Origin of the sequence: Bradyrhizobium huanghuaihaiense (assembly GCF_007830635.1) — a bacterium.
Taxonomy (GTDB): Bacteria; Pseudomonadota; Alphaproteobacteria; order Rhizobiales; family Xanthobacteraceae; genus Bradyrhizobium; species Bradyrhizobium huanghuaihaiense.
On record NZ_VLLA01000046.1, the window covers coordinates 1 to 13,598 of the forward strand.

The following is a 13,598-nucleotide window of genomic DNA, read 5'->3' on the forward strand; positions in this document are numbered from 1 at the left end:
CAACGACAAAATCGTAAAGCCCCGCGTTCAGCATAACCCGGCAGGAATCCACTTAAATCCAGCGGGGCGCTGTCCAAACAACCGGGGCCAGCTCTTCTACTTCACCATCTAGCCGCGTCAGATTCGGAAGGCATGCTGCGGTTGGGTAGGAGACTGCAAGCACATGAGCAGCCACCGAACCGCTTGTATCAGCGATAGGAACGAGATGACGGGCCGCCTCGACTCGCCCTTCGCGCCGCCGCACATTGCCCACGACGCGGATGTTGAATGCCTCCAACAGAGGCCGCGGCGCTTCCAACCGACCAGCTGCATCATGGTTGCCAGCAGCGATCACCATAGCCATGCGCGGATTCGCGCGGCTCAGCCGCATGAGCGTATTGTAGAAGAGCTGTTGCGCTTCCCCAGAGGGGTTTTGGCTGTCAAACACGTCGCCAGCGATGATGAGGGCATCGACATCCCGCTCCACAACGATCTCTTCGAGCCGCTCAAACACCTTGCGGTGCTCGTGCTCCCGAGAGAACCCGCGTAAAGTTTGACCGATATGCCAATCGGCCGTGTGAAGGATACGGATCATTGTGTTTATTATTCCTCCGGATCATGCACCGGAGGAGCGCCCGACCATTCTTCGGAGATTGCGCCCCAATCGACGCCACGCTCTTCGGTAAGCGTCCACACCTTCCAGAAATCCGGGTCCGCCGACTGCGGCCGCTGCGCATCGGGCAATTCATCGACCTCAACCAGCACCGGGATCGGCGCTGCCCAGCCCAAAAGAACCGCTTGGCGGGACGGAAGACTCGGCAGTTCACGCAAGAGTCCACCTACATTGTCTGGGACAAGGCGTGCGACGAGGTTCTGGTCCGCGTCATTGACGATACGGTGCAGCACAAACGTGTTGCATTGGGCGAGAACCGTTGGAGAGAGCTCCGATGGTCGCTGCGACGAAAGGACGAGCCCGAGCCCGAACTTGCGCCCCTCTCGAGCGATACGCTCGAACACCTCGCGACAAAGTTGGGTTGGAGATGACGCAGGACCATCATCATCTTTACCGCGTCGAACGAATGTGTGGGCTTCCTCCAACACGAGTACGGTCGGCAAGGTCTGGCCCTTCGGATGGCCACGGCGATATCGCTGAAGCGATTCGAAGACCAGCCGCGCCAAAACTGAAACGACGATGTGGACGATTTCGGACGGAACAAGAGACAGATCGACAACCGCGATCTGGCCGTTACTCGCCCCGTCGTCGCCGATATAGTCCTTTAGCCAGGATTCAAAGGAAGTCGGTGGATCGCGACCGATCACGGCGCCGAGCCGCTGATCAGCGAGCATACCGCGAATCCGCAGCCCGAGCGTCGAGATAAACCCCGCGAGATTACCTCCTTGCTCGGTTGCCACCCGGTCAAGATGCTCGGCGAGAATATTTACGTCGAAGAACTGTGGGGCGTCCTCACTGATAAGGGTTGCGTGACCGATATCCGGCAGCGTTTGAGCCAATGTGTCCAGCGCACTGCGGATCGTTTCGAGGTCGGAAATCGTAAAATCGTTGAAGAAATTACCTGATCGCCGGCCATCTACAATTCCCGTGATCGTCGTGGAAATCGCTGCAAGAGCGCCACTAGCGGTACCGAGGGTCTCCCCGCCAAACTGCGAACAATCTGACGCGATCGTTTCAAGGAGCCGTGCGCACTCGAATCTTGCTTTTGCTGCGCCCCCGAAAGCCTGTGTGCCAGTGTTCAGCATCGCCGAGATCCGAATCGAATAAGAACCAAGGTAGCGCCGAATCATCGCCTCTCTGGGAACTCCCTCCGTTTGGCCGGCCTTCAGCTCCCTCAGCCCCTGCATCAGCAACGGGCGTTGTGCCCCTGGCTGGGCGTGAGCGACTGCGGTCCACTCGTGCCCGCTCCAGAGCCACGCAGGGACATCGAGCGGCCGCTCTCCTCCCGTCACGGGCGGAACACGAAACAACCGCAGCTCGTCTCCGCGATCAGCGAAAGCTCTGGCATATTCGCCATTGGGATCGAGAACGATGAACCGCGCGTTGGGCACCCCCGTCTTGCCAGCCTCCTTGAGGGACTTCTCTGCGGCCTCCATAGACCATCGAATCAGACCCGCCACCGTGCATGATTTACCGCTACCGGTGTTTCCCAATACGGCCAGATGCCGACCGAAAAGCTTGTCAGGGTCCACCATGATGGCCGCGCTCGACGCCATCGGCGACGATCCTATTCTGACTCTCTTATCGTCGTCCCTCGCGCCCACGATGGCTTCGATCTGCGGGGCGGTCGGGATAAGAACTTGGTCCCCCACTGACGGAAACGCGACCACGCCACGGGAGAGTTCGTATCTGGTCATACCCGAGGCGCGGTCGCGCCGAGAGGTCAGCGTTCCCACCGGCGATAGCGACATCTTTCGGAGCGGGAATGGAAGATCAATCAGGCCGAAGTCTTTCAGGCCAGAGCGCTTTGGATAAGGAGAGCGTTCGATCCCAATTTATGTAGGCGACTGTCGCGCCCGCTTCATTTGGGATGAGCACATACCCATTGAGACGCGGAAACCCCGCCGGAACTCCAGTATTCAATGCCGTGGAGTGCGGAGCGTCCAGTTCAAGAAGCGCCCGAACTTCGTCAGGCGCAACCGATTCGACGACACCGACAACAAGGCCCGACAATCGTTCGATTGGAGTTGTCATGATCGCCTCATATCGGCCCGGTTGCAGTCGCTGAAAGCGGCACAGTAGCCGGATCGTTGAGTTTCGGATCGCCTGGGCGATGCTTCAACAATTCCGTCACTCGACCCGATATGTAGTCGAGCGCCGGTTTTGGCAGGTAGTTTGCGACCAACGTTGCAAGATCCGAGAAATGCGGCCCGATCAGCAGCGAGACCTGTGCATCGCGCGTCTTTTCAACAAATGCTTTGAGGCGATCGTCCGCCGCATAGGCCATGATCACCAAATGGGTCGACGGAATCGTGAGCATATCGAATAGCACCCGATTCACGTGATCGTCGCCGAACCCATATCCGTAGGTCACGACAACGGCGTTAGGTCGGCAAGCTGCGGCCGCAAAATCGCGAAAGAGCTCCGCATACGGATATTGCGTTGTTTCGACGTCCTTCGCAGGATTGGGGTAGATCATGACCGTATCGACGGGTTCTTTGGGAATGTCGGTATGATCCGCAGGCGCTCCGAATGGGATGCCCTTGCGATAGATCCGCCGTTCGTCCTTATCAAAAAACCAGTCCAGTGAACCATGGAGCTTAGTGAGGCGAATGACGCCCTCCATGAACCGCGGCTCACCCCGAATGCCGGGTGGATTGTAGTGGACATCAACTTCAACGCGCGACGCCCGGAAGACCGGGTTCAGGGCACCGACAAATCTATCGATGATCCGAAGACCTGCAAAATCGCAACCATGTTCGATCAGGCGGTCGTAGTTTGTTGTGAAGACGTGCAAACGTTCACGAGATGCAGCGCGGCTCGCAAAACTCAGCAGGAATGATTGCAGAGCACCTAGGGCAGCATCTTTTGAAGCGGGATCCTTTCCAGCAACAATCCCGCTTTCCGTCTTCAACAATGAAGTGAGAAAGCCAGACATCTGGGCGTCGATGCCCTTCTTGAGGGTGTTTTCTGCTCCCTTGTCGATGACCCCCAACCCCTCGAGCAGAGCAAGCGCACTTCGAAACTGATCTTCGATGTTTGCCGCACCTCTTTTCATCGCCGTCGCTCCGGCCTGGGCGTGCGCGTCGATCGCGGCGTCATATGACGTGCCAAATGTAACCTTGGCCATGCCTGTGGCCCCTACGCCCCCCAGGTAACCAACCGCTGTGGTGAACCCACTGCCGAGCAGCAGGTTGAGGTGCTCTGCTTGGAAAACAGCAGAGAGCCACGGCTCGATATGCTTTCGAGCGCTATTGGTCAGGGAATCCAATTCATCTGGGTCAGTGGGTAGATCGTCCCAGGCGCCTGAGTGACTGCCTACGCGATAAAAGTGCTTCTTATCCATACTTACCCCCAAACCGCGATCGCGGCTCTTTTCTTCGTCAATCGCGCCATGCGGAACGGAGTAAATTTATGATCCCGCTATGCCTCATCGATTGCTGCTCCCGGCGACCATGGCCCGCTCGGCGGCCAAATTCGTTCTTCTTTCAATCCGACGACCAGGGGCATCAAGAAGAGGCGGAGATCGGCGACGGTAACGGCAAAAGCATCCGGTGCGGCTGCCATCCGATCGCGCTCCAGGAAGGCGCGCCACTGGGCGGCCCATGTTTCCGCGAATTCATCGGTCAGACCGACCGGGACAACGGATGGGAGGACCGTTCCGCGTCGCTCGAAGGTCCGCTGAATTGCCTCGGCAAGAGCGGCCCGGCGAAGCTCGAATGTTCGGGAGATTACCCAGAGATCATAGAAATCCTTGAGCCGACTGTTGGCCACGCCGAGCGTCACGAGCGCTGCGAATTTCTCAGCTACCACTGTTTCGACCGGATATGCGCGAAGGTGCGGCGTTGGGGCGTCCAGCAGGGTGGGATAGTCGATCTCGACCGCCGCGGGTGTAATGGCGTCGCCGAAACCGATGTCGACCTGGATCGGAATACGCGCCCCGGCGATAGTTGCCGTTGTGCGGACCCGCACGCCACCATATTCCAGCTCCTCACGAATCGGGGTCGCCATCAGCGCTGCGACATCAAACGTCACACCGTCATCGACGACCGGCTGCGCACAAATGGCCCGGAAGGTTTCGGCAATGGCTTCGGTGTCGCGGTCGCCGTGGCCAAGCAGATCCAGATCGCGCGTAGGCCGAAACGGATCGGCTATCCAGGTCACGAAGAGCATCGCACCTTTGAGGATGAAGCGGTCGCGGTGCGGCGACGCGCTTAGCCGGTAGAGCAGACGCTCGAGCGCATATCGCGTCAGGAGAATCTGGAAGTCCGATCGCTCGGCACGTGCCCGATCGAGGAGCCGCGCTCGCACTGATGCGCCGATGTTGCGAGGCTCACGCGCCATCGGACACCATTGCTTCGACGTAGGGACGCATGACCGACCAGACCCGCGCCTTGCGAGCGTAATGCCAGAGTTGATCCGGCTTGCATCGGCGACGGCGGAGGCCTTCGCGCAGCCCCTCCATCGCGACGTCAAGGCCGATCTTGGTTCGGTAGCGAAAGCAATCGACAATTGTCCTCGCCGGATCCGTGATAGGAACGTCGACATTCTCAATGCGGTGACGCTCGATCCCTTCGGTAAGCGCCGATCCGGTGAATCGCACGAACCGGATAGGTGGATAATCGATCTTGGGTCGCCAGGCGGAGCGATCGATCGCCATCCATACAGCCGACGGCATCTGCAGCGTCAGTTCGTGGTATTGGAGGGCCGAGGTAAGACAGACCACACCCTTTGGAACCAGAACTGCTGCCTCGGCGAGGGTATGGGCAGCCTCGAGGTGGGCGTCGGGGAGTTGATAGAGCCCACGTGCTGGGCGGACGACTGCCTCCTCCCGAACAAGACGGGCAAGCGTCTCCGGGCCGATGCCTTCGGCGATGAAATCCTTCAGCCGGAGCATTCCTCGGGTCTTCAGGAGGTCGAGCGCGCGAAGTCGCTGGGCGCTGGTGGACGGCATGGAGTGTGACGTTTCCTCTGATCTGGAAAGATATAGCAGATGTTTTATCACAAGGTCGTTGGCTTGAAAATCCCCGAATCATCGCCCATCCCCATCCTTCCTCGAAGCTTGACCGAGTGGTGTCGGACGACGACGGCATCGTCGCCGACTTAATATTTTCCTAGTGCCCGGTGAGACGGGAACGCGCGGCGAAACGCTCATGACCGGCAGTGGCTATCCTGTCAGCGTAATCCGGCCGTCCTTCAGCCGATGCCGACTGGCTTGTGCCAGATTGACCGTATTCCGCACGAAATCGAGCCGCGCAATCCCAGCGTGGTAGGCTCGAAACGCCTCGCTCAGGGCATTATCCGTCACCTCAGGCGAGACTTGATCATCCTTGCCTGTCGTGAGCGGCACATTGTCGAGTGATAGCCCGCGCCCGCAAAGAAACGTCGTCACGATGACCTCGAAGGTCATCGGTGGACGGTGATCCATATGCCCCTCGTCCTGCGCGATGCGTTCGCCCGTCACGGCGCAGGAAACCAGACCGTCAGAACCGCTGTGGGTGGCGAAGAGATTATCGCGGGCCTTGTAGAGATCGAAGCGCACCGCGCGTCGAAAGGCTTGGGCGACCTCCTGCTTACGGCTGGGTGGTCGCTGGGAGATGCAGTGCGGATAGGAGAAATCCGTGCCGCTGCCGTCGGTGCGGATGATCCGGAAGCATTGCGTCCCATGCTCGGTCATCATAACCTGAAAATGGCTGACGCCACAGCCCACCTTGGCAACATATTCGGTGTGGCGTTCGAGAAGAGCGGCAACGTCGAGGCCATCCTCGTCGCTCACTCGCTCACCGGGCTGGTGGCGGTTCAGCATGGCCTTGAAGAACGCCGTTGCGTCGCCTTGCTTCTCGAAGCTGCGTGTCGCCAGCTCGACGGGTCTCGAACGCCCCCCCCATTCAAGCCGCCCCTGCTGCTGCCGCAAACTCGAACTGCGCCTCGCAGCCATTATGCGCACATACCGGCTTTTTGAGAGTAAAGGGCCGCTGGAATTTCGTTCGACTGCACTTCTTGCAGGCAAACTGGCTGCGGAAGGTCTTGAACTCCTCCCAGCGCGCTTTCTCGTCACCAATCGAACTGTCGCCATAGGGCCCGTCCTGGAAGTGGCTGCCGAAATTCTCGATCTCGCCCTTCACCAGACTGTCGAGGAAGCGGTTGTTGACGCCCGGCACCAGCGCCGGCACTAGCTTGGCATCCTTGAGCAGGCCGGCGAGCGCAGAGGCCAATTCGCTGCGTTCGTAGGAATAGGCCCTCTCCAGCGGTCGGATGCGGACGCTGACCCCGAAATCCCGACAGATGCCGAGAAGCCACTCCTCCTCCGCCTGGCGCATCTCGTTGGCCGCCGACTGGCCCGCCGCCCAACGCGCCTCGATCATCTCATCGCTGACCTTGTGATCAGCGAAACGCGGCCCGTAGGCCGGATCGAGGCCAATGATCCGGGTGAAGTGCCACGCTTTCGCCTCGAGCTGATCCTTCAAATAATTGAAGAACCGCTCGTCGTGCGTGGTGATCAGGATCTGGCAGTCTCCGAACATGGTGGCGATGAGTCCGGCAATAGTGCGCCTATGATCCGCATCGTAGGAGGTCACGATGTCGTCGAGCGCGATGATGGGCGCGCCTGCATTAAATTGCTTGATTGCAGCCATGCGCAACGCCAGCGCCACCGAATGGATCTGGGAGTCGCTCAAATAGCCACCCGGCTGCACGCCCGTGCGGTTCTTGGCGAAATCGATCAGGAGGTTGAGCCGCTGCTGGTTCGTGTCGTCTTCCGCCGGCAACTCCAACCGGATTGGCGCGGCGCCAGCGCCCTGGATCCGCTTGTAGATGTCGTTCATCGGCGTCTGAAGCTTGTCGAGCAGAGTCTGCACCTTCTTGCGGATCTCGGCCGAGATTATCGTCGCCTGCGCCGTCAACGCGTCGGAGAGTTTCCCCAGCCGTGTTCGCGTCCGTAGGGCGAGGTCCCGCTCGCTCTGTAGCTCCAGCAGCCGATCGATCTTCGTCTTGGCTTTGATATAGGTGTGGTCGCCTTGCTTCGACTCGATGTCGACGATGGCCTGATCGAGCATAGCGAGCAGCTTGGCGATCGAGGCAACGATATCGGCCGAAGCCGGCACGGCAGCCTGAGGCCAGCCGGCGATGCCAGTTTGATATGCGATGAGATCGGCTTTCAGTTTCGCTTCATCGTCGCCGAGGAGGCCAATAAGCCCCGGTAACGCCGCCACCAATTGGGTATGAGCTTTGGTCGCCGCGGTCTTGGCTGCGTCGAGCACCTTCTTGGCGGCGGCATAATCGGCCAGCTCTTCCAGATGCTTGGCGATATGTTCTCGGATGGCCCCGGCACTGCCCGCCGCCGAGTCGGTTACGGGCGTTTCACAGACTGGGCATACAGCAGGCGCCGGTACACCTTCGGCGAAAAGCGGCTCTGCGGCTTTCCACAAAGCCTGAAACATAGTGCTCGCCGCCTTGCCGCGCTCCTCCGCTTCCTCCGCGACGGCGGCCGACAGCGCCCCCAAGGCCGCATCAAAGGTCGGAATAGCGCCGCCGACGACGGTCTTGCCGCTCTCCGCGTCCGTTACCTCAGACCACAAAGCGGCCGCCGCATTGCTGATCTGACGCAGGCCTGCAAGCCCTATCTTGTTCTCTTCGGCCTTGGCTCGCACTTCCAGCTCGATATAGGCCGGATCACCAGCCGTCAGCGCCATCAGCACTAGCACCGCGTCGAGCGGAGCCAAGACCGACGTGTTGGCGTAAGCGAGGATCGCCACCGAATCCCAGGCTTTCACCACCTGGGCCGTCTTCCGAGCAAGCTGGGTGTCTGCGCGCTGCAGTGCCGTGCCGTCCTCTGAGGCAGCCTTCACCTGCGTGCGCAGCGCGCGAATATTCTTCTGCACCTCGACCAGCGGGCCAAGCTGCAGCCAATTGGCGACATCCGTGTAGCGCTGTTCGGGCGTGTGGATTTCGACGAACGTGCGCAGCGCATGCCCGCGGATGATCGGCGGCACCGCGAAGCAGGCGTTCAAAGTCGTGGCCACCGCCGGTATCGGTCGCTTCGTCCCCGTCGCCGGTCGGCTGCCGTTGGTGGCATCCTTGCCCGAAACGACGCCAATCGTGACCGCCGGAGCGATCTTCGCCTCCTCCGACAGATTGTGCGCCATTGCGACGGGGCCGGCCTGATTGTTGATAGTGCGCTGCCCGAGCCTTTCGAGTGTGCCATCCTTGGAGAACATGAATTCCAGCGCATCGATGACACTGGACTTGCCGCTGCCATTCGGCGCGAAGATCGCCAGACAGCGTTTTTTGCTGAAATCGAACGTCTTTGGTTGGAGATACGCGCGGAACCCGGAAAGTCCCAAGGATTGGAGGAAGTAAGGGTCAGCCATTGGCCACCTCCGGTTTTGGAGGATTGGCACGTTCGCCTGCGAGTTTCAGGATGGCATCCTTGGCCTGAGCGACGGGGTTCTGAGCGGGCGCCGCCTTCAGGATGTACGTCTTCAGGATCTCCGCTAGGCCGGCATCGACACCTTCTCTTTGCTTCAGGCTTTCTCCCAATGTCGTAAGAAATGCCTCCGGCGAATCTGCCGGCTCTGCTTCACCTTCCACGCATTTAGCCCCCAGTTGTTTGCTTCTGACAATACACCGCGACTAACCAAAGGAGAATGACGCTTCCTTGAAACTACGTGCCTTTATGGGGAAAGCTTTCCCCTGCGGCCGAGCCGAGGTCTCGGCCGACCCCTTCTGCGGGGAAACCCCGCAATGCCCCATTAGAGTGAGAGGGCGGACCGGCTTCGCCATGACGGGTTGAAGAACGGAGGAGAGGCCTCCGGCGCCTGTCGTGGAGATGAACCATGATCCAAGTCGAAGTTCTGAGCGCTGGCCGCGACCACGTCGGCGGCTACAAGGTGGACGTGACCCGCGGCGAGCGCGTCGGCCGCGTATCGTCGGAGTGGTTCTCGCGACCAGCGGATGAGCGTTATCTCTCGCTGTCAGACCTCTACGCCGCCGTGCACCGCCGGACCGAGCGTAGCCGGATCCGAACGGTCGACAGCGCTGCGATTCGGGTTGATGCCAACCGCGGCAACCCCGAGCGCCTGACGCTGACTCTGCCCGGCTCCGACGCGCCGATCGCACCGACGCACTGGAGCTTCGGCCAACTTGCCAGCCTGGTTGGAGCGCCGGCGGCTTACCTCCGTCAGCTGCCGGCGCCGCTGGCCGGCATTAACCTGCAATACGGCTTGACCTCTCGTTCCGCCGAGCAGATGAAGACGCTCGAGATCGAAGAGGGTCGAGTCGAGCTACGTGCAGTCACCGGGCCCACCTACGGGCGCATCTTTGACCACGAACTCGTGGCAGCCGTTCAGCGCATCGCCGGCAATGGCACGGGCGACACACGCTGGAAGGTGCCTGGCGTGCTCGACTGGTCGACTGGCGTCTACAATCCGAACGTTGATATCAGCCAGGATACGACGACGCTCTACGCGTCCGATCGTGATGTCTTCCTGTTCCTGGTCGACGATCTCAATCCGATCGAGGCCGGCCGGCTGCGCGACGGTTCGCCCGACCTCTATTTCCGCGGGTTCTACTGCTGGAATTCCGAGGTGGGAGCGAAGACGCTCGGCATGGCGAGCTTCTATCTCCGCGCCGTCTGCCAGAACCGCAATTTATGGGGCGTGGAAGATTTCGAGGAGATCACCATCCGCCACTCCAAATACGCCGCTTCGCGGTTTGCCCACGAGGCGGCCCCGGCGCTGGCCAGCTTTGCCAATTCCTCACCGATGCCCTTCGTCAACGGCATCAAGGCCGCACGGGAGAAGATCGTCGCGCGCACTGACGACGACCGCAACGAGTTCCTGCGCAAGCGCGGCTTCTCGAAGGCCGAGACGGCGAAGATCATCGAGAGGGTGTTAACGGAGGAAGGCCGCAAGCCCGAAAGCGTGTTCGATTTCGTGCAAGGCATCACAGCGGTTGCGCGGGGCAAGACCCATCAGGATGCACGACTCGATATGGAGGCGCGCGCGAAGACGCTGCTCGACCGCGCAGCCTGATACCCGGAAAGCCGAAAGATGCGGAAAGGCGTGTCTCCGGCTTCGTGCCTTTCCGTTTGTCCTGATCGTCGGTTTGCGACGCTGCCCTTGAGAGGAAGAGGGCGGCGCCGCGCTTCATGACGGGTTGGAGATCCAGAGAGAGACTTTGGGTTGCCCGTCGCGGAGTATCACCCATGGCTACTGCCGTTCAGAAGATCACCCTGTCGTCCTCGCGCGACATTCCCTTCAATAAGCTGGTGCTCAGCCAGTCAAACGTCCGGCGTGTGAAGGCCGGCGTCTCCATCGAGGAGCTGGCCGAGGACATCGCCCGGCGTACCCTGCTCCAAAGCCTCAATGTCCGGCCGGTCCTCGACGCGGAGGGCGAGACCGGCATGTTCGAGATCCCGGCCGGCGGACGCCGCTATCGGGCGCTGCAGCTGCTGGTGAAACAGAAGCGCCTGGCCAAGACCGCGCCGGTGCCCTGTGTCGTGCGCGATCCGGCGACCGGCATTCTCGGCGAGGACGACTCGCTCGCCGAGAACGTCCAGCGCGAGCCGCTGCACCCGCTCGACCAATTCCGCGCCTTCCTGACTCAGCGTGAGAAGGGCCGGACCGAGGAGGACATCGCGGCTGCCTTCTTCACCTCGGTCAACGTCGTGAAGCAGCGCCTGCGTCTCGCCTCGGTCTCGCCCGCGCTGCTCGACGTCTATGCCGACGACGGCATGTCGCTCGAGCAGTTGATGGCCTTCACCGTCACCGCGGATCACGGCCGCCAGGAGCAGGTCTGGCAGGCCATCTCTAGCTCTTGGCAGAAGGAGCCCTATCAAATCCGCCGCATGTTGACGGAGAAAACGGTGCGCGCCTCCGACCGGCGCGCCGTGTTTGTCGGCCTCGACGCCTACGAGGCGGCCGGTGGCGTGGTGCTGCGCGACTTGTTCCAGTCCGACGATGGCGGTTGGCTTGAGGACATCGCTCTGCTCGACCGTCTGGTCGCTGAGAAGTTGAAGGCGGAGGCGGAAACGATCGCCGCCGAAGGCTGGAAGTGGATCGAGGTCGCGATCGACTTCCCCTACGGCCATGCTCGCGGCTTGCGCGAGCTGGACGGCGTACTTGCCGATCTCACCACCGAAGAGCAGGCGGCCATCGAGGCGCTCGAGGCCGAATATGTCAGGCTCCAAGCCGAGCATGACGGCGCGGATGAGCTACCCGACGAGGTAGACCAGCGACTTGGCGAAATCGAGACGGCCCTCGGCGCCTTCAATGATCGACCCGTCATCTATCAGCCTGCCGACATCGCCCGCGCGGGCGTGTTCGTCGGCATCGACGCCGAAGGCAAGCTCTTGGTTGATCGGGGCTACGTCCGACCCGAGGACGAAGTGCCCGTGACGGAGCCAGAGCAGGGCAGGGGCAGTGAACCCGATGCCGCGGCCCTGGACGGTGCTGAACCATCAGCGCCGGCTATCCAGCGCGCCGTCATCACCATCGGCGGGCAGGATGAGGAGCCCGAGGACGAGGATGATGATGCGGTGAAACCGCTGCCGGACCGCCTGCTCACCGAGCTCACGGCGGAGCGGACTTTGGCGCTGCGCGACAAGTTGGCGATCACGCCTTCGGTCGCTTTCCAATCGGTGCTGCACAAATTCTGCCTCGACGTCTTCATCCGCTATTCCTCCTACGGAACGGCAATGGAGGTCTCAGTGCGCAACGCTAGCTTCCCGGTGCAGGCGCCGGGTTTAAAGGACAGCTCGGCGGCCAAGGCAATCGACGCGCGCCACAAGACCTGGGACGAGCGCCTGCCCAGGGACAAGGCCAATCTCTGGGACTGGCTCAGCGGCCTCACCGCCGACGAGCAGGCGGCGCTCTTCGCGCACTGCGCCTCATTCGGCGTCAACGCGCTCTACGAGAAGGGCGACCGCTACGGCGGCGGCATCACGCCGCACACCGTCGAGCACCGGATCACTGAGGCCGATCGCATCGCCCGGGCCGTCGATCTCGACATGGTGGAGTCCGGTTGGCGCCCGACCGTCGAGAACTATCTCGGCCGCGTCCCGAAGCTCCGCATCCTGGAGGCGGTGCGGGAGGGGGCCGGCGAGCAGGCCGCGCAGCTCATCGATCATCTGAAGAAGGGCGACATGGCCAAGGAGGCCGAGCGCCTCCTCGCCGAGGCCGGCTGGCTGCCCGAGCCCCTGCGGATGCCCGACGCCCAATTGGCGGCGGCTGTCGATGCTGCGGAGCCCGAGGGCGATGGCGAGGCGCTGCCGGAATTCCTCGCCGGCGACGACGAAGCGGACGAGTCGCGCATGATCGCGGCCGAATAGCTCGAGCACGCGGGGCGGCTTCGGCCGTCCCGCGTCTTTTCACTGCCATTCACACCAAAGCCTGGCGCGAGCCGGGCTTTTGCATTCTGGAGGCTATCGTGCCCTTCTTCACCATCGAGACGACCTATCATTTGCCGATCTATCGGCAGCGAACCTACGAAGCCGAAACGCTCGACCAAGCCTGCGATCTTGCGATCGCCGACGAGGGCTGGGACGACAACAGGTCGGACGTTGAAACGTCTGGCGATACCTATGTTACCGGTGCCTGGGAAGGCCGCGACGCTGCCTATAGCGGCCCACGCCTGGCGTTTCCCTCACGTTTCGGCGAGCAGGTCCAGCGCAAGGCCGGCCATTTCGAGTTGCTGCTCGGTCTGCTCAAAATACTCATCCACGTTCCGGAGGAAGGCTCAATGGATGTCGAGCTTTGGCGCCGACGCGCGGACGTCGCCATCGCAAAGGCCGAGGCCATTCTGGCGGGCGAAAATGATCCGATCGAGGGAGCTGCGTCGTGACGAAATACATCGTCATCTTCGTCGAAGGCGACGAAAACTACCGCGCGGAAGCGGTCGCCGTCGCTGATGACGGCCAAGCCTCGCCATCTTGGCTGCTCGGATACTG

General features: G+C 61.4%; 12 protein-coding genes. 3 read left to right on the plus strand and 9 right to left on the minus strand.

What is annotated here, in order from left to right:
• Positions 1–52: 52 nt before the first annotated feature.
• The 9 genes from IQ16_RS41735 to IQ16_RS41770 form a co-directional block, all read right to left on the minus strand.
• On the minus strand, positions 53–574 hold the full coding sequence (locus tag IQ16_RS41735; RefSeq protein WP_011084725.1) for a metallophosphoesterase family protein: 522 nt from the start codon (positions 572–574) through the stop codon (positions 53–55).
• An 8-nt stretch (positions 575–582) separates the two neighbouring features.
• Entirely contained in the window at positions 583–2,208 is a 1,626-nt protein-coding gene (locus IQ16_RS41740; RefSeq protein WP_244636065.1) for an ATP-binding protein, read from the minus strand.
• A 217-nt stretch (positions 2,209–2,425) separates the two neighbouring features.
• Positions 2,426–2,686 (minus strand): hypothetical protein, encoded by a 261-nt coding sequence (locus IQ16_RS47060; RefSeq protein ID WP_244636067.1) that lies wholly within the window; start codon positions 2,684–2,686, stop codon positions 2,426–2,428.
• Between the two features lie 7 nt (positions 2,687–2,693).
• A complete protein-coding gene (locus tag IQ16_RS41745; protein ID WP_011084727.1) occupies positions 2,694–3,998 on the minus strand; it encodes an SIR2 family protein in 1,305 nt (434 codons plus the stop codon).
• A gap of 77 nt (positions 3,999–4,075) precedes the next feature.
• Entirely contained in the window at positions 4,076–4,996 is a 921-nt protein-coding gene (locus IQ16_RS41750) for a nucleotidyl transferase AbiEii/AbiGii toxin family protein (protein ID WP_018647871.1), read from the minus strand.
• Complete coding sequence (locus IQ16_RS41755; protein WP_026312796.1) at positions 4,986–5,606, minus strand: type IV toxin-antitoxin system AbiEi family antitoxin domain-containing protein; 621 nt, start codon at positions 5,604–5,606, stop codon at positions 4,986–4,988. Before IQ16_RS41755 ends, IQ16_RS41750 begins: the two co-directional genes overlap by 11 nt.
• 213 nt (positions 5,607–5,819) lie before the next feature.
• Entirely contained in the window at positions 5,820–6,566 is a 747-nt protein-coding gene (locus IQ16_RS41760; RefSeq protein ID WP_018647872.1) for a DCL family protein, read from the minus strand.
• Positions 6,541–9,021 (minus strand): AAA family ATPase, encoded by a 2,481-nt coding sequence (locus IQ16_RS41765; RefSeq protein WP_244636068.1) that lies wholly within the window; start codon positions 9,019–9,021, stop codon positions 6,541–6,543. Before IQ16_RS41765 ends, IQ16_RS41760 begins: the two co-directional genes overlap by 26 nt.
• A complete protein-coding gene (locus IQ16_RS41770; protein ID WP_131234255.1) occupies positions 9,014–9,241 on the minus strand; it encodes a hypothetical protein in 228 nt (75 codons plus the stop codon). The genes IQ16_RS41765 and IQ16_RS41770 overlap by 8 nt, the downstream gene beginning before the upstream one ends.
• A gap of 245 nt (positions 9,242–9,486) precedes the next feature.
• On the opposite strand from IQ16_RS41770, the gene IQ16_RS41775 reads away from it, so the two are divergent.
• The 3 genes from IQ16_RS41775 (at position 9,487) to IQ16_RS41785 (ending at position 13,492) form a co-directional block, all read left to right on the plus strand.
• Positions 9,487–10,683, plus strand: coding sequence for a hypothetical protein (locus tag IQ16_RS41775; RefSeq protein WP_011084732.1), 1,197 nt, complete (start codon positions 9,487–9,489; stop codon positions 10,681–10,683).
• A gap of 173 nt (positions 10,684–10,856) precedes the next feature.
• Positions 10,857–12,980, plus strand: coding sequence for a ParB/RepB/Spo0J family partition protein (locus IQ16_RS41780; RefSeq protein ID WP_028176021.1), 2,124 nt, complete (start codon positions 10,857–10,859; stop codon positions 12,978–12,980).
• A gap of 98 nt (positions 12,981–13,078) precedes the next feature.
• Positions 13,079–13,492 (plus strand): hypothetical protein, encoded by a 414-nt coding sequence (locus IQ16_RS41785; protein ID WP_145832200.1) that lies wholly within the window; start codon positions 13,079–13,081, stop codon positions 13,490–13,492.
• Positions 13,493–13,598: the final 106 nt, after the last annotated feature.

Bases quoted from the DNA above. Each gene is read 5' to 3' on its own strand.
- IQ16_RS41735 (WP_011084725.1), bottom strand. From the start codon at position 574: ATGATCCGTATCCTTCACACGGCCGATTGGCATATCGGTCAAACTTTA.
- IQ16_RS41740 (WP_244636065.1), bottom strand. From the start codon at position 2,208: ATGGCGTCGAGCGCGGCCATCATGGTGGACCCTGACAAGCTTTTCGGT.
- IQ16_RS47060 (WP_244636067.1), bottom strand. From the start codon at position 2,686: ATGACAACTCCAATCGAACGATTGTCGGGCCTTGTTGTCGGTGTCGTC.
- IQ16_RS41745 (WP_011084727.1), bottom strand. From the start codon at position 3,998: ATGGATAAGAAGCACTTTTATCGCGTAGGCAGTCACTCAGGCGCCTGG.
- IQ16_RS41750 (WP_018647871.1), bottom strand. From the start codon at position 4,996: ATGGCGCGTGAGCCTCGCAACATCGGCGCATCAGTGCGAGCGCGGCTC.
- IQ16_RS41755 (WP_026312796.1), bottom strand. From the start codon at position 5,606: ATGCCGTCCACCAGCGCCCAGCGACTTCGCGCGCTCGACCTCCTGAAG.
- IQ16_RS41765 (WP_244636068.1), bottom strand. From the start codon at position 9,021: ATGGCTGACCCTTACTTCCTCCAATCCTTGGGACTTTCCGGGTTCCGC.
- IQ16_RS41775 (WP_011084732.1), top strand. From the start codon at position 9,487: ATGATCCAAGTCGAAGTTCTGAGCGCTGGCCGCGACCACGTCGGCGGC.
- IQ16_RS41780 (WP_028176021.1), top strand. From the start codon at position 10,857: ATGGCTACTGCCGTTCAGAAGATCACCCTGTCGTCCTCGCGCGACATT.